Consider the following 25711-nt stretch of genomic DNA (forward strand, 5'->3'; position numbering starts at 1 on the left):
AAATCTATTTTATGGAAAAACTTATGAAGTTTATGGAAGAAAAAATGATGCCGCCAATGGCAAGGATGTCTGAGCAAAAGCACTTAAGAGCAATTAGAGATGGAATTATATCAACACTTTCTTTAATACTTGTTGGATGTTTCTTTTTATTAGTTATCAATATACCAATACCAGCATGGAAAGAATTTATAGCACCACATGCCGGAAATATAGTTTTACCATTTAGAATTACAATGGGATTAATGTCTTTATATGCAAGTTATGGAATGGGATACGCACTTGCAAAATCCTATAAATTAGATGGTATATCAGGTGGAGTTCTTTCAATGGCAGCTTTATTAAGCTTAAATATTCCACTAAATGTTACAGATAAAGCTACAGACACAGCTTTAGGTTGGGTTCTTAAGATGGAATACCTAGGCGGAGCAGGAATGTTCACTGCAATTTTAAGTATGATTGTGGCAGTAGAAATATTAAGATTCTGTAAGACTAAAAATGTTACAATTAAAATGCCAGATCAAGTTCCACCATCTGTTGCAAGAAGCTTTGAAGCTTTAATTCCAGCAGCGATAGTAATAACTTCACTATGGTTTGTAAGAGTAATGCTTGGATTTGATATAAATGTTTTATTAGCTAAATTATTTAGTCCATTAGTAAATGTTGCAGGTAACAGTTATTTAGGAGTATTACTACCAACATTATTTATATGTTTATTATGGGCATCAGGAGTTCACGGAGTATCAGTTATAGGATCACTTTTAAGACCAATATGGTTAGTTTTACTTGATGAAAATATGGCGGCAGCAGCAGCAGGAAATGTTGCACAAAACATAGGTACAGAAGGATTCTTTGACCTATTTGTATGGATAGGTGGATCAGGTGGTACATTAGCACTTTGTATATTATTCATGTTTTCTAAGTCAGCTTATTTAAAGCAAGTTGGTAAGTTCTCAATCATACCGGGAATATTTAATATAAATGAGCCAATTATGTTTGGTGCTCCAATAGTTCTTAATCCAATATTAGCAATACCATTTGTAGTAGGACCAGTTATAAACTGTACAATAACTTATATAGCTATGAGTTTAAATCTTGTAAGTAAAGTTTCAGTAATGGCACCATGGGTATTACCGTCACCAATTAAAGCTGCTATGGCTACAAATGACTGGAGAGCGGCCGTTCTTGTTATAATTAACTTTACTATATCATTAGTTATATTCTATCCATTCTTCAAAATGTATGAAAAGAACTTATTAAAAGAAGAAGCAGAACAATTAGCAGAATCACAAGCACATTCAATGTAATTTATTAAAAATTTATATAAAAATTAAAAACTATAGGGTGACTCTAAGAGTCGCCCTTGATTTTTAGTATTATATCTAAATTTAAAAGGAGTGATTTTATATGAAACATAAAATTTTTAATGGTATAGATAATTTAGAAGAAATTAAAAATATTGTAGGAAATAATAAGGTTGGACTTATAACATCTCCTAGTGGAATAAATAAAAACTTTCAATATACAATAGATGTATTTAATGAAAAGTTTAATTTAGTATCTTTATTTTCCCCAGAACATGGAATAAGAGGAAATCTTCAAGCAGGAGAAGAGGTAAGTAGTTATGTAGATGAAAAAACAGGAGTAAAAGTCTATAGCCTTTATGGTGATAATAAAAAACCTTCAAAAGAGATGTTAGAAAATATAGATGTACTAGTATTTGATATAGGTGATGTTGGATCAAGATTTTATACTTATATATACACAATGGCTTATTGTTTAGACGCTTGCAAGGAGAATAATAAAAAGTTTTTAGTATTAGATAGAGCAAATATATTAGGAGGAGAAAAAGTTGAGGGTAATATACTAGAAGAAGGCTTTAAGACATTTGTTGGCATGTATCCAATTCCAGTGAGATATGGTTTAACTATAGGTGAGCTTGCATATTATTTTAATAATGAGCTTAACATAGGTTGTGATTTAGAGGTTATTAAAATAAAAGGATGGGAAAGATGGATGCTTCATAGTGATACAGATTTACCATGGATAAGTCCTTCTCCTAATATGCCAAGCCTTTCTACAGCAATATTATATAATGGAACTTGTCTTTTAGAGGGTACTAATATATCTGAAGGGAGAGGAACGACAAAGCCTTTTGAAATAGTTGGTGCACCATGGATAGATGGTTATGAATTAGCAAAGAGGATGGAAGAAAAAAATATTAATGGTGTTAAATTTAGGCCATTATACTATACACCTACCTTTTCAAAGCATGAAGGTAAGATGTGTGGGGGAGTTCAAATACATTTAACAGATATAAGAGAAGTAAATGCAGTAGAGGTTGGAGTGCATCTACTTGAAACTATAATAAAAATGGATAAGGGAAATCTTGAGTTTATATATACTGAAGGATATGGAATGTTTTTAGATGCTCTTTCAGGTACTAAAGATTTAAGAGAAAAGCTAGGAAAAGAATTAAATGCTGATTATTTATTAAAGAAGTGGGAAGAAGAAGCTGAAGGTTTTAAAAATAAAGCATCTAAATACTATTTGTACAATTAAAATTTTAAATTAATATATTATTAATAAGAGGCTGTAGATAATTTATTATATGTTATCTACAGCCTACATTTTATTCTTGCATGATATAATATACATAAGTTTATACTAAAGGTTAGAGTTGTAGTATAGGGGGATATAGATATGGATAAAAATGTTGAATGGTATATTGAAAAACAAGTTGAAAGAACTATAAAAAATTTAAATAGCCACAATATGGAAGGGTATTATGTTAAAAGTAGAGAAGAGCTAATTAAAAAGTTAGAAGAACTTATAGAAGAAGGATCTATTATTGGAGTTGGAGATTCTATGACTCTTTTTGAAACTGGTGTAATAGACTTTATAAGAAGTGGAAAATTTAACTTTTTAGACAAATATGAAGAAAACATAAATAGAGTTGAAAAAAGAGAGATATATATTAAGAATTTTTCAGCAGATACTTTTCTTTGTAGTACAAATGCATTAACTGAGAGTGGAGAATTATATAACATAGATGGGAACGGAAGCAGAGTTGCTCCAATGATATATGGACCAGAGCAGGTTATTATTATAGCTGGAACAAATAAAATTGTTAAAGATATAGAAGAAGCCGAGAGGCGAGTGAGGAATTATGCAGCTCCTATTGATGCAAAAAGATTAAATAAAGATACACCATGTACAAAACTTGGAAGCTGTGTTGATTGTAAAAGCCCAAATAGGATTTGCAATGATTTCGTAGTAATTAGAGGTCAATTTATTAAAGGAAGAATTAAAGTATTAATTTTAAATGAGAATTTAGGATATTAAAATTATATTAGTATATCAAAAATGCTTAAGTAAAATATTATAAATTATAAGTAAGCATTAAAGGATTAAAAATGTACACAAAGGGAGATTTTCATATTCACTCAACAAAATCAGATGGGGAGTTAAAACCAGGTGAAATAGTTTTATTAGCTAAAGAAAGAAATTTAGATATAATCGCTTTAACAGACCATAATACTATAAATGGTAATAAAGAAGCTGTAAAAGCAGGGAAAATTCATGGAATTAAAGTTATACCGGGAATAGAGCTTTCTACAAGGTTTAAAGGAAAGAAAGTTCATATACTAGGGTATTTTACAGATGATAAATATGAAAGTGATGAATTTAAGATGATTTTAAATAATATATGTAGCGGTAAATTTAAGGCTTGCCAAATTTATTTTAAAGGAAAATTGAGTTTCAAATCTCAAGGCGGTAAAATATTAACTTCAGCAGGAATAGAGTTTTTGCATAATTATAACGCTAAAGTAGTTTTAGCTCATCCAACGTTACTTAGTAGAGATATATTTGAAGATATAATCAGCTTGAATTTTGATGGAATAGAAGCAAAATACTATAGAAATAAGGATGAAGGTACAGATTACTTTATAAATGTAGCCAAGGAAAAAGGCATAATATATACAGCTGGATCCGATTTTCATTCTTTAAAAAAGGTAGATTTAAAACATGGAACCTTAGGTCAAATATACTTAGAAAAAGAGGAAATAGATGATTTTATAAGTATATTAGGTTTAAATGGTTTATAAAGTGTAAAGAATAGCTTCATAATAAAAAACTCCCTATATAATGGGAGTTTTTTATTATTATATATCAATTACATTTCTAGGTTTGGTTGCATATTATATTGTATCTTAAAATCAATTATTCAAACTTTAGAGGAGAGGATGATATGCAATCAATAAACACTGGAAAATACAAAGGAATAGATATATCAAGTTGGCAAGGAGAAGTTGACTTTAGAAAGATTAGTGAAAGTGGAGTTCAAATTGTATATATAAAAGCGACGGAAGGTAATTATTATGTAAATCCAAGGTTAGGGGAATATTATTTAGGTTCAAAGAACAATAATATGTTGATAGGATTCTACCATTTCTTTAGAGCAAGAGTAGATGCAAAAGCACAAGCCCATTATTTTGCAAGTTATGTAAATGGAAAAGATTCAAACTGTAGGTTGGCTTTAGATATTGAATTAACAGATTGGTATGAAGCAGAGGAATTATCTAATATGTGTATAACTTTCTTAGAAGAAGTAAAAAGACTTACAGGAAAGGAGGTTGTAGTATACACATATACAAACTTTGCAAAAACAAGTCTTACAAAGGACTTATCAAAGTATCCACTATGGGTAGCTGATTATGATGTTACTACACCTGAAGACAATCATATATGGAATAGCTGGATAGGGTTTCAATATTTAGAAGCTGGAAATGTTTCGGGGATAAGTGGCTATTGTCCTTTAGATGTATTTACAGAGGAAATATTGTTAGATAAAATATAAGATTAATAAATTTAGTTTTACTTGATTAAAGAGAGTTTAAATATAAAGTACATTGGTTTCAATAAATGAACAAGCAGCTTCAATGAATAAACTTGCAGAACTATCGAATAATTTAGATAAATTAATAGATAAATTTAAAGTATAATTAATAAAAGGGATCATCTTTAACTATAAAAAGTAAAGATGTCCCTTTTTATATTATTTATATAAATATATAAAGCATCTATTGAAGATTTTGAATATAGTAATATATAATCGCATAAATTAGGAAAATAAAAATAATTATTAAAGTAATATATAAATTTTATAGATATTTAATTAACAACTAAAAGCTTTATAAAAGTAAAAGTTAAGATATTGTTAATTAATATAGTAATAAATTTAAAGATTGTTAATTGGGATAGGAATAAGTTATAGTGTATAATTAAATTATGAAAAAATATTTTTTAAGGAGGTAATATGATTGAATTAATGATTATATGTGGATTAATACTATTAATTTGCATAACATCTAGTAAAATTTTATACAAGTTTGGAGTTCCTATGCTTTTAATTTTTATAGTATTAGGAATGTTATTTGGTTCTGATGGGATTGTAGGAATATATTTTGACAACTATGACTTAACTAGTAAAATATGCTCATTAGGATTAGTATTTATAATGTTCTATGGTGGTTTTGGAACAAATTGGAAGATCGCTAGAAAGTCAGCTGTTCCATCTATATTAATGTCTACCTTAGGGGTTATAATTACAGCTGGGTTAACGGGATTATTTTGTTACTTTGTACTAGGCACTAGTTTGTTAGAGGGGCTACTTATTGGATCTGTAGTAGGATCAACTGATGCTGCATCTGTGTTTTCAATACTACGTTCTCAAAAACTTAACTTAAAAGGATCTTTAGCACCATTATTAGAAATAGAAAGTGGTAGTAATGACCCTATTGCGTATATGCTAACACTTATAGTTTTAACTCTTATGTCTAATTCAGGTGTAGAATCAATAGTTCCAATGATAATAAAACAAATATTGTTTGGAATATTAGTAGGAAGTGTATTAGCAAAAGCAACTGTTTATATAATAAGGCGTGCTAATTTTGAAGTAGAAGGATTTTATACTATATTTATAACAGCTATTGCTATATTGTCATATGCAGTTACTGAATGGCTTGGTGGAAATGGGTATCTAAGCGTATATATGGCAGGTATAATAATAGGTAATAGTAAAATACCACATAAGAAGAGTTTATTCCATTTCTTTGATGGAGTATCATGGATAATGCAAATAGGTTTATTCTTTATGTTAGGCTTATTATCATTCCCATCTGAATTACCAAGTGTAATTGGTATATCTATAGCAATATCGATATTTATGATAGTAATAGCAAGACCTCTTGCTACATTTATTATATTAAGCAAATTTGATTATTCTGTAAAAGAAAAAATATTTATTTCATGGGTAGGATTAAGAGGGGCAGCCTCAATAGTTTTTGCAATATACGCAGTAACCTATGGAGTAAATATACAAAATGATATATTTCATATAATGTTCTTTATAGCTTTATTCTCTGTTGCAATTCAAGGAACATTAATACCAAAGGTTGCTCAAAAGCTAGATTTAGTAGATGATAGTACTCCTGTTTTAAGAACCTTTAATGACTATAAAGAAGATAAAAGCACAAAACTTATGGAAGTTAATATATTAGAAGATAGTAAATGGGCTGATAAGAGTATTATGGACTCAGATATTCCTGAAGATATATTAATAGTAATGATAAAACGTAATGATGAAGTTATAGTACCTAAGGGATCTACAATTGTAAAAAGCGGAGATGTATTAGTGTTAAGTGCTAATAGCTTTGATAATTTAGTTTATTAATTTAGTGTATACTTGTAATATAATATTATATATTGAAAATTGGAGATAATGCTTATGGGTAGAAAAGAAAAAGTAATAAAAGAAAATATAATAGATGAAACATATATAGATAAAAGAAAAATAGGATATTATTCAACTCCAAATTTTATAAGTAATTATATTGCAAGACGAGTATTAGGAATAAATAGTAGTGGTAAAAGTGTACTTGATCCTTGTTGTGGAAGAGAGGAAATGCTTAAACCATTTGAGAGTTTTAATATAGATACTTATGGTATAGATATTATTAATTATAAACAAGAATATAACTGTAAATTTAAAAATACAGATTTTATAAAATATTATTATAAGAATATTGATGAAAATAAAAAAATTAAAGAGTTAAATCATGATTACTATGTATTAAATCCACCGTATAATTGTCATGAAGTAGAATATATAAGGGAAAATAAAAAGGAGCTAAAAAGATATTTTGGAGATGTAGGAACTCATAATATGTATGGGATATTTATATCAGCAATAATAGATTTAGCAAAGGTTGGAGCGGCGATAGGAATAATAACTCATGATTCCTTCTTAACATCTAAAAGCTATGAGGGACTTAGGAAAAAAATCTTAAAGACCTGTTCTATACATGAAATAACAATGTGTCCAACAGACTTGTTTTCTGAGCAAGGTGCGGATGTTAGAACAAGCATAGTTATATTACAAAAGGGGCTAGATTTCCAAGGAAATATAATTATAAATAATAGATGTACAAATAAAAATGAATTAATAAAAACATTAAACTCTAATAAAAATAAATATAAAGTAAATTCTTTAAAAAGTATTATATTGAACAATAAATATGATAATAGTGAATTCTTAATAGAATGTCCTGAAGATATTAAGATATTATTTAATAATGATAGATTAAAAGATAAGTTTAATTGTATAACTGGAATTTCAACTGGAAATGATAAGCTATATTTATCAACGGAAAAAGTAGAACCATATACAGTTCCATTTTATAAAAATCCAGGAAAAGATAAGTTCTATACAGATAAGGTCATGTATATTAATAAGGATTTTATTAATATTTCAAGAGGGATTTCTAACTTTATAGTAAGAAACAAAGAGCTTTTATATAAATCAGGAATAATTTGTTCATCTATGGGGGTTCAATTTACTGCTTGCAAGTTACCTAAAGAAAGTACCTTCGGTGTAAACACATGCATTATATGTAATGATGAAGACAGCTTTTGGCTTTTATCTTATTTAAATTCTACTTTAGTAAGTTATATTGTAAGAGGAGTTTTAAATAGAAGTAACATGATAACCTCTGGATATGTCTCTAGAATACCCTTAATTAATTTTAATGATAATATAAAAAGTGATTTATGTAATTTAGGAAAGTTAGCATATGAAAAGTCTAAAAATAAAGAAGATATTAAAGATATATTAATTGATATTGATAATATTATTAATAAAGAAGCTAATTTATGCAGTGAAACAATTTCATATATAAACGAGTTTAAAATTAACTTAGTTAAAAGAACCTAAAAAACAGTCTTTATGACTGTTTTTTAGGTTAAGTTACTCGTCTAATGGATCAAATTCATCTTTTGAAGCCCCGCAAACTGGGCAAACCCAATCATCTGGTAGATCTTCGAACGCTGTATCAGGATCTATTCCATTTTCGGGATCTCCATATTCCGGATCATAGATATAGGTACAAGGTACGCAAATATATTGCTGCATTAATATAAACCTCCTAAAATTCCTTTATATTTTAAAATGTATTGGGTATAGTATTAAAATATGATATAAATTATTATAAATAATAAAATATAGTATGATAATATTAGAGTAGAGGTGATAACATGGGAAGAAAAAATAGTAAAAATAATGACTTACTAAGTAGTGTAAGAAAAGATACATCTCCTAAAATATATTCTTTATTAGTAGATTTAGTTAATGATAATAGGGAGGATTTAGCGGAAGTAGTATTGAAGATAGATTATCTATTAGAATATACAAGTACATGTATAAATCATAAAGATTTTGAAGAGGCTAAAGAAACTATAAAAAGGGTAGAAGATAGAATAAAGATATTAGAAACTGAAGGGAAAGATATTGAATATTTAAAGTATCTTTATGAAGGAATAAAAAAGAAGTGTAAATAATAAAAAAACATAATATAAAAGGCTATTTAATGCTTACCTTAAGCTTAAAATAGCCTTGTTTAATTTAATTATTTTCTTTTTCTATTAGCGACTTCGATGTTTACTTTTCTCTTATTAAGCTTAACACCGATACATTTATCAAGAACTTTATCTTTAATATCAGGAGATATATTAACAAATGAGAAGTTTTCTAATATGTCTATATCACCTATAGAAGAAGCCTTTACTCTAGCAGTATCCTTAATAAAGTTAACTAGAGTCTTAGGATTTATACCATCTCTTCTTCCAATAGATAAGAATAAGCGTATATCCTCTGACTTAGGAGCTTCTAAAGCATTAGATGTATAAGTTTCAAGTAACTCATCATTAAATTTATTCTTTATTAAAGCTGCAATAATCTCTACAGAATCATACTTTTCAGTTAATTCTTTTGCTACTGGAATAAACTTTGAGTAATCTGAGTCATTTATAGTATTAGTAACATCCTCTAATATAGATGTAGATTTACTATTAAATATATCACTAACTGTTGGGATATTTTTTCTAACAATATCACTTTTAGTTACTGATTTTATTTGCTTTAGCATTGAGAACTCCTTAGGAGAAACTAATGAGTAAGCAGTACCTTCTCTGTTTGCTCTTCCAGTTCTACCTATTCTATGAACATAGCTTTCAACGTCTTGCGGTAAGTCATAGTTTATAACGTGTGTTATACCTTCAACATCTATTCCTCTTGCAGCTACATCAGTTGCAACTAAATAATTTAAAGAACCTTCTTTAAACTTCTTTAAAGTTCTTAATCTATGTGCTTGAGACATATCTCCGTGCATACCCTCAACAACATATCCTCTTGATTGCATACCTTCAACTAATTCATCTACACCCTTCTTAGTTCTACAGAAGATAATAGCAGATGATGGAGTATCGAAATCTAAAACTCTACAAAGTGCTTCAAATCTTGTTTTATGAGATACTTCAAAAAAGTTTTGACTTATCTTAGATACAGTCATAGAAGTCTTCTTTATAGATATATGCTTAGCATCTGGTTTCATATATCTCTTAGCTAATTTTCTTATTGGATCAGGCATAGTCGCTGAGAATAATAAAGTTTGTCTTTCAGATGGTAATTGCTTTATTATATCTTCTAAGTCATCTATGAATCCCATATTTAACATTTCATCAGCTTCATCTAAAACTAGGAATTTAATCTTATCTAATTTTATAGTTCCTCTTTTTATATGATCTAAAACTCTACCTGGAGTACCAACCACTATATTTACATTTCTCTTTAATGCTCTTATTTGGTTTGTTATTGGATCTCCACCATAAACAGGTAATATTGTTAAATCGTCATATTTTGATAATCTTTTTAGCTCATCATTAACTTGGATAGCTAATTCTCTTGTTGGGGCTAGTATTATAGCACTAAGACCACTTTTACTAGAAATATGATTAATAATTCCACATCCGAAAGCAGCAGTTTTACCAGTACCAGTTTGAGCTTGACCGATAAGGTCATATCCTTGTATAGCTACAGGTATTGCTTCAGCTTGTATTTGTGATGGTTTTTCAAAACCTAAATCATTAATAGATTTCAAAAGGGTATCCTTAAGCCCTAAGTTACTAAATTTTATTTCGTTCATTCAAAATCCTCTTTCTTTTAGTATTTAAAATAATTTATAATTAAATATAATATATATTTTTTTCATTTTTATATAAGTTGTTTTAATATTAGCTTTACTTATATCGTATCAAATTATAATATGATTTAATTAAATATTTATTATAACTTATATATTATTTTTTCTTAACTAGCTTAGTATACACTAAAATTGAAAAATATGCTCGTATTATTTACTAGTAAAATAAGTTATTTTGTAATAAATATTAAAAAAACAACAAGTAAAGGTTTACCAGGAGGAACCATATGGAAAATAAAGAAGGAAAATTGTATTTTTGTAAAATAAATATCAGTATCGGATCAATATATATAGTAAAAAGTGATGAAGGATTAAGGAAAATAGAATTAATAGAAGAAAAGTGGATTAAATTTAAAGAAAATAATATTAATTTAATTGAAGATGAATATAAATGTAAGGATGTAATAGATCAAATAAATGAATATTTAGATGGAAAGAGAGAAAAATTTGATTTAAAGCTAGATATAGAAGGAACAGAGTTTAGAAAGCTAGTATGGAAGGAACTTAATAATATACCTTATGGAGAGTTAAAAAGTTATAGTTATATAGCTAATAAAATAGGAAAGGATAAAGCTGTAAGAGCAATTGGTCAGGCTAATAGATCTAATCCTGTTCCTATAATAATTCCATGCCATAGAGTTATAGGGAAAAGTGGAAAATTACTAGGTTATGCTGGAAATCATACAGATATACAAAGAAAATTAATAGATTTTGAAAAAAATACTCTAAAAAATAATAAAAAGTAATTTTTTGTTATTGTAAATTTCATACAAATAATATTTTACAAAAAAAGGAAGGGTGATTTTATCTCCCTTTTTTTTTATTAGTAAATTTTTATTTTAATATTGTAAATTATTTATAAGTAATTTAGTATATATTTAAATAGTATTTTAAAAGTATTTTAATTATAATTATTAATAGTAATTAATTAGTATTTAAATAGTATTTTATTATTAATTAAATAGTAGTTTTTTAGTAATATAAAAGTAAAATAATATTTTTGAAATAAATTAAAAAGTATTTAATTAGTAAAGTTATTATGGAGGGGTTATGGATAATCAACTTGTTCAAGATTTTAATAAGTTATATTTTAGTAAGAAACAAATCTCAAGAAGAGTTTTTGATAAAGAAGAATTGGAAGAAATTTGGGAAAACATTGAGTTAGAAAGAAAGAAATCATCTGATGAAAAAAAACTTAATTTTAAAGATTATACTGAATATTGGTACAATAATACTGATGATATAGTAAGTGATAGTATATTTATAAATGAGGCAAACAGCTTAGAGATATTTGATTATTTATCATTAAATACAAGGGATAATATAAAGAAATCAGCAGAGGAACTAGAAATATTAGAGTTATTTAGACTAGAAAATGTAGAATTACCAGAAGATATTAAAATAAAAATACTTTCAATTATTAATGAGAATGAAAATATAGATAGCAATTTTTTGTGTAGTTTATATAATGTAATTGAAAATAAAAGCACACTAAATAATGAAAAAAATCTAGAAGAGTATTTTAATTATATGTGTAGAGACATGAAAGATTTATATAATTTGGAGAATTTATTAAAATTCATAAATAATGAAGAGGAAAAAAGTAAGATTATAAAATCAGCTACCATATACTTTTATATATTAGTGAATAAGCCATTTTTATCTTATAATAATTTAATTGCAGAAATAGTTTCATACAAGTATTTGTTAAGCCGTAGATATGAAATTTTTAAGTATTGTACTTTATCAAATTTAATAAAGGATAAATTAAAGAAATATAATAGTGCAATAGAGAATAGCATATCTTCAAATGGAGATATAACATATTTTATAAGATTTTATCTAGGTATATTAAGAAATGCCGTTGAAGAATTAAATAGCAATTTAAGCTATAAATTTGGTAAAAAAATAATAAAAGAACTAATTGAGAAAAATAATGTAAAACTTGAAGATAGACAAATTAAATTTATTAATAGTGCTTTAACATCTAGAACTAATGTAGTAACCATTGATAACTACAAAAAGAAACTAAATTTATCCTATGAAACGTCTAGAAGTGACTTAAATTATTTAGTAACATTAGGAGTTTTTAAAATAGCAAAAATGGGAAAGAGATATGAGTATTATATGAATGACATATCCACAATAATAGATAATTTTGAAGAATAAGGTTGACAAATTTGAATAATTGTTAGAAAATAACTAAGGAAAAAAAGTTAGTATTAATGAGCAGATGGGCGGCGAGACTACCCATGTGCTCTTTTTTTATGCATTTTATTAAACAAAAGAGGGGGAAACAATATGAAGAATCTACTAAAGGATAAAGCTTTCATGAAAACAATGCTTACATTAGCTTTACCAATAACACTTCAAAACTTTATAACATCATCATTAAATCTTGTTGATAATTTAATGGTTGGTAGGCTAGGAGAAGAAGCTATTGCTGCTGTAGGCTTAGCTAATCAATATTTCTTTATTTTTATGTTATGTATTTCTGGTATAAATGCAGGTGCTAGTGTATTTATGTCTCAATATTGGGGAAAAAAAGATGTATCTAATATCAAAAAGGTACTTGGATTAGATATTACTATTGGATTAATAGCATCATTAATATTTGGGGGAGCTGCATTTGTTTTAGCAGAACCAATAATGAGTATTTTATCAAGAGATCCTCAAGTTATAGAATTAGGTGGGCAATATTTAAGAATTATTGCAATAAGCTTTATATTTACTGGTTTTACTCAAGCATTTTCTTCAGCATTAAGAAGTTCAGAACAGCCAAAAGTGCCTATGTATGCAAGCTTAATAGGAGTATTATGTAATGCATTTTTAAACTGGGTATTTATTTTTGGTAACTTAGGTGTAAAGCCAATGGGGGTAGCTGGAGCTGCTTTAGCAACAACAATAGCACGTACTATAGAAATGATTTATATAATTACAATGATATATGTCAAAAATAATGTTATAGCTTCAAAGGTTAAAGAGCTATTATCATTCGATATGAACTTTATAAAAATCTATTTTAATACATCTACCGCTGTTATAGCGAATGAATTATTATGGTCATTAGGAATGACTGCATATTCAGTTGCTTATGCACAAATAGGTACAAGTGCTGTTGCTACTATGCAAATTGCAACAACTTTAAATAATATGTTTATGGTATTATGTATAGGATTAGCTTCTGCAGCTGCTATTATGGTTGGCAATAAAATAGGTTCAAATGAAGAAGATGTCGCAGTTGATTATTCACATAAAATAGGAAAAGTGGCACCGATACTTGGATTAGTAATAGGAGTATTAGTTTGGATTTTAGCACCACAAATAGTTAAGCCTTTTAACGTAGAAGCAGAAACCTTTAAGAATACTATAACAGTATTAAGAATAATGGCATTAATAAGCCCTATAAGATCTTACAATGTAGTTATGATTGTAGGTATATTTAGAGGTGGTGGAGATACACTTTATTCAACGTTAGTACAATTAGGAACAGTTTGGTTTTATGCAGTGCCAATGGCATTTTTATCAGCTACAATATTTAGTCTACCAATAACTTTTGTATATTTATTAATATGTACAGAAGAGTTTATTAAAATTTTCTTTGAAAGAAGCAGATTAAAATCAGGAAAATGGATTAAAAATGTAATAGAAGAATATGAAATAACTGCATAATGAAATAAGTAATAAAAGGAGAAGAATTTTAAATAAAGTATATTTTAAAAGTTTTTTAGACATTTAATTTAAAATTATGCATATTAAATTTCTATATATTATATAAAAACAAAAAAGACCTGAAGACTTATATAAAGTTTCAGGTCTTTTTTTATTAGTTATTTTAAAAATACTTCTAGTATTAATAAAGACTAACTTGGTAACTTACTTTTAATTATTTCATAAACTTTTTTAGGTAAAGCATCTTGTTCTTCTTTAGTTAAATTAGCTGTTTCTATAGCAGGATGAATATATAAATCAACATTAGCTGGCTTTATAATCCACTTACGGCTATTTGATTCCATTATCTTATAAGAGCCGCTCATTGTAACAGGAACTATTGGTACCTTAGATTTTGTTGCTAACTTAAAGCTACCAGCTTTAAAATCTCCCATTTTGTCACCTTTACTTCTTGTACCTTCTGGGAATATAACTAAGGAATGTCCATCTTTTAGAACTTTAACACCTTGTACTATAGCCTCAGCAGCTTTTCTTATATTACTTCTATCCATAAAAATACAATGCATATACTCCATCCATGTACTAACCCCAGGAATTTTTTTTACTTCTATTTTTGATACAAATCCTTTTAGACCAGGAATTTTACTAATGTATATTGGAATATCAAAATTACCTTGGTGATTTCCTATAAATAAAACATTTTTATCTTTGGGAAGGTTTTCTAACCCATGAACTGTAACCTTAACTCCTGCAACTTTTAGAAGACCATTAGCCCAGGAAGTAGTGGCTTTATAAACAACTCTTTCCTTTTCTTTTTCTAGTCCTTTCTTATCAAGACTTTTTGTTTTTATCATACGAGGCATACTGATTAATAAAGCAATAAAAAAGTATATATACCAAACAATAGATCTAAGCATGAAAATCAAATCCTTTCAATAATTTAATAAAATTACATAAATAAAGTATACAACAAAGTGAGACTATATAAAAGTATATAAATTTCTTTAATAAACAGACAAGCCTTATATGCAAGTAACTATATAAAGAATATGCACATATAGTAAACAATAAAGCGTATTTTTGAGGTGAAAATTTTGGAAAGGTTAGTTCCATGGAAAGTTATTATAGACTTTAAAGATGGTGTGTCTCAATTGGGGCCAGTAACTCCGAGAAATTATATAGTTACTTATTCTAATAATACTGAAGAGATAATGGTATCTATAGGTGGTGGTTATGACCAAATAAAAGTGAGTGTGAATGATGATGAAATGCATGGAGAATGGCATGAAAAGAACGGAAAAAATATTCTGTATCTTTATGTAAATGTAGATGGAGAAGAGAATGATATAGATAAAATAAAAAAGAAAGATAAAATATATAGAAGAAGACTTCCGTTGATAATTAATTCAATAATACTGAGTGATAGGCAATTAATAGAAAAATACCCTCATTTAGATAACTCAGATGTATTTATAAAGTTTAATTCAAAGTATGAAGACTTCTATAAAGTAGAAAACTGGGGGAAATTAAAGGAGTATAAATATATTCAAGAAACTTACGATAATTTCTATGGTTATAACTTAGTAGAGAAATTTCAATTAGTAGAAGAGGAAACTAGAAAAAAGAAAAATAAACTTAGTAATGAAGAAGAAGTTATATTAAACCTTTTAAATCCATATATACAAACACAACTATGCGTATTATATGGAGCAGGAATAATTTACTGTGTAGATAAAAGTGAAATTATTAACATTAATAAAATAAAATCAATAGATGGTTGTGATAAAATATATGAAGTATCTGCAGCTATTAATATAAAATTAAACTCAAAAGTTAAAAAGCTTAAAGTAGATTTAATTGTAAAATCTAATGGGGTAATTATAAAAAGTATCAAGGAATAAATTAAACATATGGAGATAACATATGCTTAGGATAATATTGACATGTGCATAATGTTATTATACAATTTAGTTGTAATTGTGTCTCCATAGTTCAATGGATAGAACAGTCCCCTCCTAAGGGACAGATACAGGTTCGATCCCTGTTGGGGATACCATAAAAAGCCGTAAACCTAGTTATATAAAGGGTTTACGGCTTTTATTTTATGCCGGTGATTCCTAAAAGGTGCCTTTTGTATTTTGGTTTATCTTGTGGTGTCATCAAATTACAATTTATTTTTAAATATATTTAGAAGATAAAGAGGATTTTGAAAAAATATATGGCAATAACTCTTATGATAAGTGTTATGATATATTTCAAATACTTAGAGATGAGGAAATGCCAGAGAATATAAAGAATCAATATGAAGCAGCTAAAGAGCGAGAACGTAGTTATTATGAAAACTTTAAAAGTAACTACAATAATTATAATTTATATGGTGGTTATCAGAGTCATAAACATAGTAACCACAATGAGAGCGATAAAAGTAAATATAAGAAACTATATAAAACTTTAGCAAAGGGATATCACTCAAATATAGTAAAAGATGATGGAGAAGTGATGAAAATAGTTAATCAGCTAAAAGAGAATTGGGGTATATAGTAGTTACCTAATAAATTTATGTAGTAACTACACTTAAATCGCTGATATAACTAGATTTTAAAGATGCTTTATGCTAAAACAAGCATAAGCATAATAATTAAATAGAATTAGTACCTCACTATTTTAGTGGAGAGTTTCATATAATAGACTATGGGAATTATATCAGTTTAGACTGAGGAATATCCTGTGGTCTTTTTATTTTTATTTCGCAATTCTAATAAATGAGTGGACTACATAAGTAATCCACTCTATAGGAGGGAAAAGGTATGAGTATTTATGCTATGTCAGATTTGCATGGTTGCTATAATAAGTTTATAAGTATGATTAACTTAATAGATTTTAATGAAACTGATGAACTTTATATTCTTGGAGATATATTTGATAGAGGACTTAATCCATTAGGAATATTAGACTATGTATTAGGCCATAAAAATATAACGTTAATAAAAGGCAATCATGAAAAAATGCTTGAAGAGTACTTTGAGAGTGGAAACCCTATATTATGGTTTTACAATGGTGGGCAATCAACTCATATACAGATAATGGAGAAGGACTATATATATCAAGAAACTTTATATAAATATATTAAAGAGTTACCTATAATTAAGGTTGTTGATAAGTTCATATTAGTCCATGCTGGATTACATTTTGATAAAAACTGTGATGATCTAGAGTTAGAGGAATTTTTAAAACAAGAAGAAGATATATGTTTATGGGATAGAAGTAATATAGGCAATGAGAAGAAATATAGAGATTATATAGTGGTCTGTGGACATACACCAGTACAAACAATTAACAATGATGATGATGATTATGATTTGAAAATCAAAATAGTGGATAAAACAATATATATTGATTGTGGGTGTGTATTTGAAGAGGCAAATGGAAAACTAGCCTGTTTAAGATTAGATGATATGAAAGAGTTTTATGTTTAAGGATGGGGTGAATGGATAAAGAAGTATGCTAATATTCAGCATTGGGGAAAAGGATTTGCACAAGAAGCATTTTAGGCTTATGGGTAATGATATTAGATAGCCTATATTTGTAGTTATCATATAAATTAATAAAGTAACTACAAGGAAGTGATATAGAGGCAGCAAGTGTAGTATTTCACATGTTTAAGGTAAGTGGAGTAACTTTTAATTTTCAAATAATGGATGAAACCGCTAAAAATAACAAAATTGGCGTAGCATAACGCCACGCCAATTTACACATAAATATTTTCTTAATTCAGAGTAGTTAATCTCTTCTTTTTTTAAAATTTCTAGTTTTTCCATAGTATGAAGCTAACTTTACAATTGATTTTTTTTGTTTTTAAAGGACCTCACGAAACGTTAGCCCCTTGTAAACCCTTGATTTTACTAGGTTTATCAAGAAATTCAGTAGATAAAAAATATCTATATAATATTTAAATATGCAGAAAACTATAACTTTTAAAAATTTTTAACAAATAAAATTTGTTAAACTTACATATGCCCACTTTCTTATTTTATAAGCTTATCGTTTCTATAAGAAAGAGGAGAAACACCTTGTTTTTCCTTAAACTTTTTAGAAAAATGACTAGAATCACAATAACCTAGCAATTGAGATATTTCTAAAATATTTTTAGAAGTAGTCTTAAGTAGTATTTTAGCTCTATTAATCTTTAGATTGTGAATATAGTCAACAATAGAAATCCCCATAGTTTTACTAAACAAGGAACTAAGATAAGATGGTGAATTATTAAGTTCGTCTGCCATCTCATTTAATGAGAAATAGTTTTCAACATGCATATGAAGATAATGCAAAATACGATTAACAGCAAAGTTAGAAGTAATCTCCATATTATTAATAATTTGAACTGTATATTTTTCAAACATTTTTATTTCAAGTTCTTGAAGTTCAATAAGTGAATTACACTTAATAATATTTAAATAAAAGAAATTGTAAACATCGTGTAAAGCAATTTTTATAATCTTATCTTTAATAATTTCTTTAGACAAGAAAGCATTCCAAATTATTAAGTCATATTTCTTTTCATCAATATCTTTTTCGATAGAAATTTCATAAATATGTTTTTTCTTAAGATTATCTAATATTTGGGTAAAATCATTAGTTTTTATAAAGGTTTGAAAATCAGTATAAAAAAACTGATCATCTCCTATAAATTTATCAGTATCTAAATGATTATTCATTAGCATTCCCCTTAATAATTTTATATAAAAATTATACAATAAATCGAAAAAATATAAAAGAAATAAAATAATATGATGCTATAATTCAAGTTAAAGAAGCTGCTTAATATATTATGCAAACGATTTAAAAAGAAATGAGTTAATAGCTAGGAGGAAATAAGTAATGACAAAGAGTATAACAAGGGAAGCAATACATCATATACCTAAAAGCAACTATTCTTATGGATACGATAAAGATACACTACATATAAGAATTAAAACTAAAAAGGGTGAAGTTAAAAAAGCTTATCTTAGAATTGGAGATCCTTATATTTGGGATGAAGGTGGCTGTGATGGTGGAAATATGAATGCAGGGGGAAGTACATGGACTGGTGGAGTCAGTATTGAAATGAGAAAAGAAGTAGAAACTGAATACTTTGATCATTGGATAGCAGAACATAAACCAGAGAAAAAGCGTTCAAGATATGCATTTATATTAGAGGGAGAAGATGAAAGAATATTATTTACAGAAAAAAGAATTCATCTTTTAGATGGAAATTCAGATGAAAGTAAGCTGTGTAGAATAGGAGATTTTTATTGTTTCCCATATTTAAACAATATGGATGTAGCAAAGGTGCCAGAATGGGCAAAAAGTACAATTTGGTATCAAATATTTCCAGATAGGTTCTGTAATGGAGATAAATCAATAGATCCTAAAAATGTAGAACCATGGGGAACAGAGCCAACAGGTAAAAACTTCATGGGGGGAGATTTGCAAGGAGTAATAGATAAGCTAGATTATTTATGTGATTTAGGAATAACAGGTCTATATTTCTGTCCAATATTTAAAGCTACAACTAATCATAGATATGACACAATAGATTACTTAGAAATAGATCCAACTTTAGGAGACAAGAAAACTTTTAAAAAGCTAGTTGATGAAGCACATAAAAGAGGTATGAAAATAATGCTGGATGCAGTATTTAACCACCTAGGATACTTTTCTCCACAGTGGCAAGATGTTGTTGCTAATAATGAAGATTCTAAGTATAAAGATTGGTTTTATATAAATAAGTTTCCAGTTGTAGATAAACCATTAAGAGAGTTAGATGGAAGAAATTTAAACTATGAAACATTTGGGCGTACAGCTATGATGCCTAAAATAAATACAGAAAATCCTGAAGTTATTGAGTATTTATTAAGGGTAGCTGAATACTGGAGTGGGGAAATGAATATAGATGCATGGAGATTGGATGTATGCAATGAAGTTGACCATGTTTTTTGGAGAAAGTTTAGAGAAAAAGTGCTAAGTGTAAATCCAGATACTTATATTCTAGGAGAAGTATGGCATGATGGATTACCGTGGTTAATGGGAGATCAGTTTGATTCAGTAATGAATTATCCATTATCAGAAGCAATAAAAGAATATTTTTGCACAAATGAAATAAATGCAGAGCAGTTTAAACATTTAGTAAATCAAATAAGTGTAAGTTATCCGAATCAAATAAATGAAGTTACTTTTAATTTACTAGATAGTCATGACACACCAAGAATATTAACAGTAGCAAATGGAAACAAAGATAAAGTAAAATTATCATTGTTATTTATGTTCACTCAAGTTGGGTCACCATGTATATATTATGGAACTGAGTACAGCATGGAAGGTAACCAGGGAATGGGGCAAGAACTTCATAGAAGATGTATGGTATGGGATGAAGAAAAACAAGATAAAGAAATGTTTGAATTTACTAAAAAGCTAATTAGGCTTAAAAAGGAGCATTTAGAATTCAAATCAATCGAAAATGAATGGGTGCTAACAGAAAAAGAAAATCCAGTGCTAATATATAAAAGGGGAGATGTAATAGTAATAATAAATAATTCAGAAGAAGTAGCAGAAATAGAACTATTAGAAGAGTTAAAAAATAAAAACAAAATAGATATATTTAACGGAAAAGAAATAAATTTTAAAGATAAATTAAGATTAGAAGCATATAAATTTGTTGTAATTAAATAAAAAAACAAAAAATACTGAAAATTTATTAAAAAAATGTTGAATATTAAAAAAAATAATGCTACTATAAAATAAATCGATTTCATAAATCGAACAGAATATTGGAAACAATTCCAGAGAGTTTTGGAAACAATTCCAATTAGTTTTAAAATAAATTTAAGTAGAAAATGTTGATAAATTAGGGCTAGATTATTCAATAGATTCTATAATAAGGATTTTGTAGATATAAATAAAGGATTTAATTTAAGCATAGGTTGTAATATTAAATTAGATATAGAAAGACCTTAGCAGATATGTTTATTATAAACTTTATTGAAAATCTACAAATCAACTTTATTTCTGGAAACGCTTCCAAGAAATAAGGACAAACTAATACAAATAACAAATTTTTAATTGATATAAAGAGATTAATCTTTATATAAATAATTTTATGGAGGGACAATAATGTTTAAGAAAAAATTTATAGCATTAGTTATGGCTACTTTAGTTGCAGGATCAGCACTAACAGGTTGTGGAAGCTCAGGAAAGACTTCAAAGAGTAAGGAATTAACAGTTTGGACTAAGGTTACTGATAAAGAAAGAGAGGTAATCCAAACTCATGCTAATAATTGGGGAAAAGAAAATGGATATGAAATAAAGGTGTTAAATGATGATGGCGGAGCTCAAGATTTCTTGCAAGTAGCTAACTCAGGTAAGGCGCCTGATATGTATATAGGTGTAGGTCATGATAATTTATCAACATACCAAGTTGCAGGAGTTGTAGATGAGGTTCCAAGTTCTTTTGATAGAACAGGTTATGTAAATGATTCAGTTTGGAATGCTACAGCAATAGGTGGAAAGAACTATGCAGTTCCATTTGCACAAGAAACTGTTGCGTTATTATATAACAAAGATAAGGTGAAAGAAGTACCAAAAACAATGGAAGAATTAATTGAAGTGGCAAAAGCACATGGACCAAATGGATTCCAAATTGATTTAGGAAACTTCTATATTACTGGAGGTATTATTCAAACAACTGGAGGATATATATTCGGGGGAGAACAAGGTAACTTAAATGCAAAAGATATTGGATTAGCAAGTCCAGGTTCAATAGCAGGTTTCCAATTCCTTCAAGACTTAGTTCAAAAACATAAATTAATGCCAGTTGATGTTACAGGAGATATTGCATCTGCAAACTTTAAGTCTGGAGAATCAATATTCTATATATCAGGATCATGGGATATAGCTCAAATGGTTGATGCAGGAATTAACTTAGGTGTTGCAGAAGTTCCATCAATAGGTGGAAAGCCATATAAATCATTCTTAGGTGTACAAACAGGTTTTGTAACAGCTAAATCAAGCAAAAAAGAAGATGCTTGGAAATTAATGGAGTACTTAAGCAAAAACATGGCAGAAGATTACTTTAAAGCAGGTAAGAGAATACCAGTTAGACAAAGTGTTATTGATTCAGGTTTAACAGCAGAAGATCCATACTTCAAAGGATTCTTAGATCAATCAAAGAATGCAGTTCCAATGCCAAACATTATTGAAATGCAGGCTGTATGGGGTTCAACAGGAAGTATATCAAGAATTATTAAGGGTGAAGATCCATCAGTAGTGGCACCTGATATTGTTGATGGAATTAAAAAAGGAATACAAACTCAACAATAAAATAAATTGATAAAAGGGATGAATAACATCCCTTTTATTCCTAAGGAGAGAATTGAGATGAAGCAGAAAAAGAAAATTACAGCCAAAGAAAACTTAAGAGCTTTAAAATTTCTATCACCATCAATGATTAGTATGTTTATACTATCAATTTTACCAATAGGATATACAATTTATATTGCATTCACAAATTATAATTTAAAAACAATGAATGGCGATTGGGGATTTGTAGGCTTAAAGAATTTTAAAGATGTTTTAACAGGACCACTTAAGGAAGTGTTTTTACCAGTATTTGCATGGACATTTATTTGTGCAACATTAATTACTTTAGGATGTTTTGCCGTTGGATTGATATTTGCATTAGTACTTTCAAATAAAAATATGAAAGAAGCTTCATTATATAAAGCTTTCTTAGTAGTTCCTTGGGCTTTACCAGGAGCTATAGTTATAGTATCATTCAGTGGATTATTAAATAGCCAATATGGTGCTGTAAATCAAATATTAATGCAATTACACATTATAAATGAGCCAATAATGTGGCTAACACAAGTTGGGCCAGCAAGATTGGCTGTAGTATTAATTAGTATATGGCTTGGATTCCCATATATGATGAATGTTTGTATAGGAGCTTTATCAGCTATACCAGAAACATATTACGAAGCGGCGGACATAGATGGAGCAAATGGATTCCAAAAGTTCTTTAAAATAACATTACCAAGCTTAGCTACAACAGCATTTCCGTTATTAATTGGATCATGGTCATTCAACTTTGGTGGATTCTCAGCAGCATTCCTACTATTATCTGGTGGACCAGTAAGACCGGATACACCTTTTGCAGGTTATACAGACATGTTAGGGTCAGCAGCTTATAAAATGACAACACAATTTGGAAGATTTGACTTAGGTGCGGCATTATCAATAATAATGTTCTTTATTGTAGGAACAATAGCATTCATACAAATGAGGGCATCAGGCCAGTTTAAAGAGGTGGATTAGTATGTTGAATATAAAGAAAGAGAAAAAATATAAGCACAAGAAGAAACTGAATAAACGAGAAAAAACTACATTATGGTTAGGTAGAATATTTATTTGGATAAGTATAGCAATTGTTTTATTCCCAGTAGCTGCAATAGTTACTGCATCATTATCAACAGGATCAAGCTTTATACAAAAAGAGCTAATACCTTCAGAAATAACTTTTGATAATTATAGAAAAGTATTAACTCAAACAAATTTCTTACTTTGGATGTTTAATACAGGTAAAGTTGCGTTATTTGTAGCAATAGTACAAGTATTATTAACTTTACCAGCTGCATATGCATTCTCAAGATTAAGATTCTCAGGAAAAAAATATGGGTTAATGGCATTACTTATACTTCAAATGTTCCCAGCATCAATGGCATTACCAGCAATTCTAGGTGTAGCATATGAGTTACCATGGGGAATGGATAATCACGCATTCTTAATAATAGTAATGTGTGGAGCAAGTGCATACAACATATGGTTAATGAAAGGATTTATTCAAGGATTACCAAAGGAGTTAGATGAATCAGCATATGTTGATGGAGCAACTCATGGACAAGTATTTAAAAAAATAATATTACCTTTAACTAAACCAATGCTAGTAGTTATTTTCTTCTTTTCATTTATAGGTACCTTTGGAGAGTTCGTATTATCAGCAGCATTATTGAAGGATCCATCAATGAAACTTTTAGTAATGGGACTAAAATCATTCATGGATAAAGGGGTTTCAACAAACTGGACACTTTATGCAGCAGCATCAGTTATGGCTACAATACCTTTAGCAATATTATTTGTATCAATACAAAAATTTGTTGCAACAGGATTAGTTGCAGGAGCTGTTAAGGAATAAAAATAGCTAATATGTACAAAACTATAAAATTATGACTGATAGTATTAAAAAATGTCAGTAATACGTATATAATGGTGATATACAATTATAGTTAAGTAGTAAGGAGAAAAGATAATATGAATATAAGTGATATTGCACGTTTAGCTGGAGTAGGGGTAGGTACTGTATCTAGAGTATTAAATAACCACCCTGATGTAAAAGATAGTACTAGGGAAAAGGTATTAGAAATAATAAAAACAAGTAATTATATACCCAATAATAGTGCTAGAAACCTAAAAAAAAGCAATACAAATAGTATAGGAGTATTAGTAAGAGGGGTGTTCAATCCTTTTTTCTCTGAAATGATTGATGTTATAAGTAAACATGTTACTAAAAATGGATATACAATGACTCTTCAACATAATGATTATAGTGATAGAGGAGAGTTATTTAATATAATTAGTTTTATTAAGGAAAGAAAGTTACAAGGATTAATATATTTAGGATGTAACTTAACAGAATTAGATGAAACAACATTTGAGGGAATAAATATTCCTGTAGTATTAGCATCTGTAAATACAGTGTATGATGATAGAATTAGTAATTTTTCATCAATAGGTATTGAAAATAGTAAGGCAGCATTTAATGCAACTAAACATTTAATAAGTTTAGGTCATTCTAACATCGGTATAGTACTTGGTGTTAGTGATGATATAGGAATTGGAAAAGAAAGATTTGTAGGATATGTAGAGGCATTATCAGAGGCTAATATTAAAATAGATAAAAATAAAGTTGTTTATGGAAACTATAGTTCTAGAGATGCATATAATTCAACAATAGAATTATTAGAAAAGAATAGTGATATTACAGCGATATTTGCAATATCAGATGTTATGGCAGTTGGTTGTGCTAAGGCTATTTATGATAGAGGCTTAAAATTAGGAGAAGACATATCATTAATAGGCTTTGACGGAATGGATATAACAGAGTTTAATACTCCTGCAATAACTACTATAGTACAACCAAGAACCCAAATGGCGGAAACGAGCGTAGAGCTATTAGTAGAACTTATTGAAAAGAGAACGGATAATAGACATATAGTTCTAGATACTGAATTAGTAGAAAGGGACTCATGTAAGAATTTTAAGAAATAAGCTATATGTATTTATGTTAGCACATTGATGATCCAAATAATGCATAATATTAAAGAGCATTATATGGATCTCTAACTTCAATGTGA

23 protein-coding genes and 1 tRNA gene are annotated in these 25711 nt (G+C 28.1%); 20 read left to right on the forward strand and 4 right to left on the reverse strand.

Features of this window, described 5'->3' with window-relative positions:
- The first annotated feature begins 11 nt into the window (after positions 1-11).
- The 7 genes from ACYUEX_RS16535 to ACYUEX_RS16565 all read left to right on the forward strand — a co-directional run bounded on the left by ACYUEX_RS16535 (position 12) and on the right by ACYUEX_RS16565 (position 8272).
- The gene (locus ACYUEX_RS16535) at positions 12-1304 is read left to right on the forward strand and encodes a PTS sugar transporter subunit IIC (protein WP_460289136.1); all 1293 of its coding nucleotides are present in this window, start codon (positions 12-14) and stop codon (positions 1302-1304) included.
- Positions 1305-1404: 100 nt separating this feature from the next.
- A complete protein-coding gene (locus tag ACYUEX_RS16540; protein WP_460289137.1) occupies positions 1405-2559 on the forward strand; it encodes an exo-beta-N-acetylmuramidase NamZ family protein in 1155 nt (384 codons plus the stop codon).
- Positions 2560-2700: 141 nt separating this feature from the next.
- Positions 2701-3342: a lactate utilization protein gene (locus ACYUEX_RS16545; protein WP_460289138.1), complete on the forward strand. Its 642-nt coding sequence runs from the start codon at positions 2701-2703 to the stop codon at positions 3340-3342.
- A gap of 71 nt (positions 3343-3413) precedes the next feature.
- Positions 3414-4106, forward strand: coding sequence for a PHP domain-containing protein (locus ACYUEX_RS16550; protein WP_460289139.1), 693 nt, complete (start codon positions 3414-3416; stop codon positions 4104-4106).
- Between the two features lie 143 nt (positions 4107-4249).
- Positions 4250-4858, forward strand: a complete 609-nt coding sequence (locus ACYUEX_RS16555; RefSeq protein ID WP_460289140.1) for a GH25 family lysozyme — start codon at positions 4250-4252, stop codon at positions 4856-4858.
- Between the two features lie 459 nt (positions 4859-5317).
- Positions 5318-6733, forward strand: coding sequence for a potassium/proton antiporter (locus ACYUEX_RS16560; protein WP_460289141.1), 1416 nt, complete (start codon positions 5318-5320; stop codon positions 6731-6733).
- A 54-nt stretch (positions 6734-6787) separates the two neighbouring features.
- Complete coding sequence (locus ACYUEX_RS16565; RefSeq protein WP_460289142.1) at positions 6788-8272, forward strand: N-6 DNA methylase; 1485 nt, start codon at positions 6788-6790, stop codon at positions 8270-8272.
- 33 nt (positions 8273-8305) lie between these two features.
- Here the strand turns inward: ACYUEX_RS16565 and rd are convergent, their stop codons facing one another.
- Positions 8306-8470 carry a rubredoxin gene (rd, locus tag ACYUEX_RS16570; RefSeq protein ID WP_460289143.1) on the reverse strand — a complete coding sequence of 55 codons (165 nt, stop codon included), beginning with the start codon at positions 8468-8470 and terminating at the stop codon, positions 8306-8308.
- Positions 8471-8592: 122 nt separating this feature from the next.
- Between rd and ACYUEX_RS16575 the strand changes: the two genes are divergently transcribed.
- Positions 8593-8895 (forward strand): hypothetical protein, encoded by a 303-nt coding sequence (locus tag ACYUEX_RS16575; protein WP_460289144.1) that lies wholly within the window; start codon positions 8593-8595, stop codon positions 8893-8895.
- Between the two features lie 68 nt (positions 8896-8963).
- Here ACYUEX_RS16575 and ACYUEX_RS16580 read toward each other — a convergent pair whose 3' ends face one another.
- On the reverse strand, positions 8964-10538 hold the full coding sequence (locus tag ACYUEX_RS16580) for a DEAD/DEAH box helicase (RefSeq protein WP_411169232.1): 1575 nt from the start codon (positions 10536-10538) through the stop codon (positions 8964-8966).
- 284 nt (positions 10539-10822) lie between these two features.
- Here ACYUEX_RS16580 and ACYUEX_RS16585 point away from each other — a divergent pair, with 284 nt between their 5' ends.
- The 3 genes from ACYUEX_RS16585 (at position 10823) to ACYUEX_RS16595 (ending at position 14267) form a co-directional block, all read left to right on the forward strand.
- Entirely contained in the window at positions 10823-11341 is a 519-nt protein-coding gene (locus ACYUEX_RS16585) for a methylated-DNA--[protein]-cysteine S-methyltransferase (protein ID WP_460289145.1), read from the forward strand.
- Between the two features lie 304 nt (positions 11342-11645).
- Complete coding sequence (locus tag ACYUEX_RS16590; protein WP_460289146.1) at positions 11646-12764, forward strand: Fic family protein; 1119 nt, start codon at positions 11646-11648, stop codon at positions 12762-12764.
- 132 nt (positions 12765-12896) lie between these two features.
- Positions 12897-14267: an MATE family efflux transporter gene (locus ACYUEX_RS16595; protein ID WP_460289147.1), complete on the forward strand. Its 1371-nt coding sequence runs from the start codon at positions 12897-12899 to the stop codon at positions 14265-14267.
- A gap of 191 nt (positions 14268-14458) precedes the next feature.
- On the opposite strand, the gene ACYUEX_RS16600 is transcribed toward ACYUEX_RS16595, so the two are convergent.
- Positions 14459-15184 carry a lysophospholipid acyltransferase family protein gene (locus ACYUEX_RS16600; protein ID WP_460289148.1) on the reverse strand — a complete coding sequence of 242 codons (726 nt, stop codon included), beginning with the start codon at positions 15182-15184 and terminating at the stop codon, positions 14459-14461.
- A gap of 168 nt (positions 15185-15352) precedes the next feature.
- Between ACYUEX_RS16600 and ACYUEX_RS16605 the strand changes: the two genes are divergently transcribed.
- The 4 genes from ACYUEX_RS16605 (at position 15353) to ACYUEX_RS16620 (ending at position 17743) form a co-directional block, all read left to right on the forward strand.
- Entirely contained in the window at positions 15353-16168 is an 816-nt protein-coding gene (locus tag ACYUEX_RS16605) for a staygreen family protein (protein ID WP_460289149.1), read from the forward strand.
- A gap of 80 nt (positions 16169-16248) precedes the next feature.
- A tRNA-Arg gene (locus ACYUEX_RS16610) sits at positions 16249-16323 on the forward strand.
- A 221-nt stretch (positions 16324-16544) separates the two neighbouring features.
- A complete protein-coding gene (locus tag ACYUEX_RS16615; RefSeq protein ID WP_460289150.1) occupies positions 16545-16808 on the forward strand; it encodes a hypothetical protein in 264 nt (87 codons plus the stop codon).
- A 266-nt stretch (positions 16809-17074) separates the two neighbouring features.
- Positions 17075-17743: a metallophosphoesterase family protein gene (locus ACYUEX_RS16620; RefSeq protein ID WP_460289152.1), complete on the forward strand. Its 669-nt coding sequence runs from the start codon at positions 17075-17077 to the stop codon at positions 17741-17743.
- 549 nt (positions 17744-18292) lie between these two features.
- Here the strand turns inward: ACYUEX_RS16620 and ACYUEX_RS16625 are convergent.
- A complete protein-coding gene (locus ACYUEX_RS16625) occupies positions 18293-18982 on the reverse strand; it encodes a helix-turn-helix transcriptional regulator (RefSeq protein ID WP_460289153.1) in 690 nt (229 codons plus the stop codon).
- A gap of 163 nt (positions 18983-19145) precedes the next feature.
- Between ACYUEX_RS16625 and ACYUEX_RS16630 the strand changes: the two genes are divergently transcribed.
- The 5 genes from ACYUEX_RS16630 (at position 19146) to ACYUEX_RS16650 (ending at position 25625) form a co-directional block, all read left to right on the forward strand.
- The gene (locus ACYUEX_RS16630; protein ID WP_460289154.1) at positions 19146-20975 is read left to right on the forward strand and encodes a glycoside hydrolase family 13 protein; all 1830 of its coding nucleotides are present in this window, start codon (positions 19146-19148) and stop codon (positions 20973-20975) included.
- Between the two features lie 441 nt (positions 20976-21416).
- Positions 21417-22622 (forward strand): sugar ABC transporter substrate-binding protein, encoded by a 1206-nt coding sequence (locus ACYUEX_RS16635; RefSeq protein WP_460289155.1) that lies wholly within the window; start codon positions 21417-21419, stop codon positions 22620-22622.
- Between the two features lie 57 nt (positions 22623-22679).
- Complete coding sequence (locus ACYUEX_RS16640) at positions 22680-23615, forward strand: carbohydrate ABC transporter permease (RefSeq protein ID WP_411169220.1); 936 nt, start codon at positions 22680-22682, stop codon at positions 23613-23615.
- Position 23616: 1 nt separating this feature from the next.
- Positions 23617-24492, forward strand: a complete 876-nt coding sequence (locus tag ACYUEX_RS16645) for a sugar ABC transporter permease (protein ID WP_460289156.1) — start codon at positions 23617-23619, stop codon at positions 24490-24492.
- A gap of 116 nt (positions 24493-24608) precedes the next feature.
- Positions 24609-25625, forward strand: a complete 1017-nt coding sequence (locus ACYUEX_RS16650) for a LacI family DNA-binding transcriptional regulator (RefSeq protein WP_460289157.1) — start codon at positions 24609-24611, stop codon at positions 25623-25625.
- Positions 25626-25711: the final 86 nt, after the last annotated feature.

It is taken from the genome of Clostridium sp. CTA-7, from assembly GCF_054768095.1.

Excerpts from the sequence above, each read along its gene's own strand:
- ACYUEX_RS16535 (WP_460289136.1), top strand. The coding sequence starts at position 12 with ATGGAAAAACTTATGAAGTTTATGGAAGAAAAAATGATGCCGCCAATG.
- ACYUEX_RS16540 (WP_460289137.1), top strand. The coding sequence starts at position 1,405 with ATGAAACATAAAATTTTTAATGGTATAGATAATTTAGAAGAAATTAAA.
- ACYUEX_RS16545 (WP_460289138.1), top strand. The coding sequence starts at position 2,701 with ATGGATAAAAATGTTGAATGGTATATTGAAAAACAAGTTGAAAGAACT.
- ACYUEX_RS16550 (WP_460289139.1), top strand. The coding sequence starts at position 3,414 with ATGTACACAAAGGGAGATTTTCATATTCACTCAACAAAATCAGATGGG.
- ACYUEX_RS16555 (WP_460289140.1), top strand. The coding sequence starts at position 4,250 with ATGCAATCAATAAACACTGGAAAATACAAAGGAATAGATATATCAAGT.
- ACYUEX_RS16560 (WP_460289141.1), top strand. The coding sequence starts at position 5,318 with ATGATTGAATTAATGATTATATGTGGATTAATACTATTAATTTGCATA.
- ACYUEX_RS16565 (WP_460289142.1), top strand. The coding sequence starts at position 6,788 with ATGGGTAGAAAAGAAAAAGTAATAAAAGAAAATATAATAGATGAAACA.
- rd (WP_460289143.1), bottom strand. The coding sequence starts at position 8,470 with ATGCAGCAATATATTTGCGTACCTTGTACCTATATCTATGATCCGGAA.
- ACYUEX_RS16575 (WP_460289144.1), top strand. The coding sequence starts at position 8,593 with ATGGGAAGAAAAAATAGTAAAAATAATGACTTACTAAGTAGTGTAAGA.
- ACYUEX_RS16580 (WP_411169232.1), bottom strand. The coding sequence starts at position 10,538 with ATGAACGAAATAAAATTTAGTAACTTAGGGCTTAAGGATACCCTTTTG.
- ACYUEX_RS16585 (WP_460289145.1), top strand. The coding sequence starts at position 10,823 with ATGGAAAATAAAGAAGGAAAATTGTATTTTTGTAAAATAAATATCAGT.
- ACYUEX_RS16590 (WP_460289146.1), top strand. The coding sequence starts at position 11,646 with ATGGATAATCAACTTGTTCAAGATTTTAATAAGTTATATTTTAGTAAG.
- ACYUEX_RS16595 (WP_460289147.1), top strand. The coding sequence starts at position 12,897 with ATGAAGAATCTACTAAAGGATAAAGCTTTCATGAAAACAATGCTTACA.
- ACYUEX_RS16600 (WP_460289148.1), bottom strand. The coding sequence starts at position 15,184 with ATGCTTAGATCTATTGTTTGGTATATATACTTTTTTATTGCTTTATTA.
- ACYUEX_RS16615 (WP_460289150.1), top strand. The coding sequence starts at position 16,545 with ATGCCAGAGAATATAAAGAATCAATATGAAGCAGCTAAAGAGCGAGAA.
- ACYUEX_RS16620 (WP_460289152.1), top strand. The coding sequence starts at position 17,075 with ATGAGTATTTATGCTATGTCAGATTTGCATGGTTGCTATAATAAGTTT.
- ACYUEX_RS16625 (WP_460289153.1), bottom strand. The coding sequence starts at position 18,982 with ATGAATAATCATTTAGATACTGATAAATTTATAGGAGATGATCAGTTT.
- ACYUEX_RS16630 (WP_460289154.1), top strand. The coding sequence starts at position 19,146 with ATGACAAAGAGTATAACAAGGGAAGCAATACATCATATACCTAAAAGC.
- ACYUEX_RS16635 (WP_460289155.1), top strand. The coding sequence starts at position 21,417 with ATGTTTAAGAAAAAATTTATAGCATTAGTTATGGCTACTTTAGTTGCA.
- ACYUEX_RS16640 (WP_411169220.1), top strand. The coding sequence starts at position 22,680 with ATGAAGCAGAAAAAGAAAATTACAGCCAAAGAAAACTTAAGAGCTTTA.
- ACYUEX_RS16645 (WP_460289156.1), top strand. The coding sequence starts at position 23,617 with ATGTTGAATATAAAGAAAGAGAAAAAATATAAGCACAAGAAGAAACTG.
- ACYUEX_RS16650 (WP_460289157.1), top strand. The coding sequence starts at position 24,609 with ATGAATATAAGTGATATTGCACGTTTAGCTGGAGTAGGGGTAGGTACT.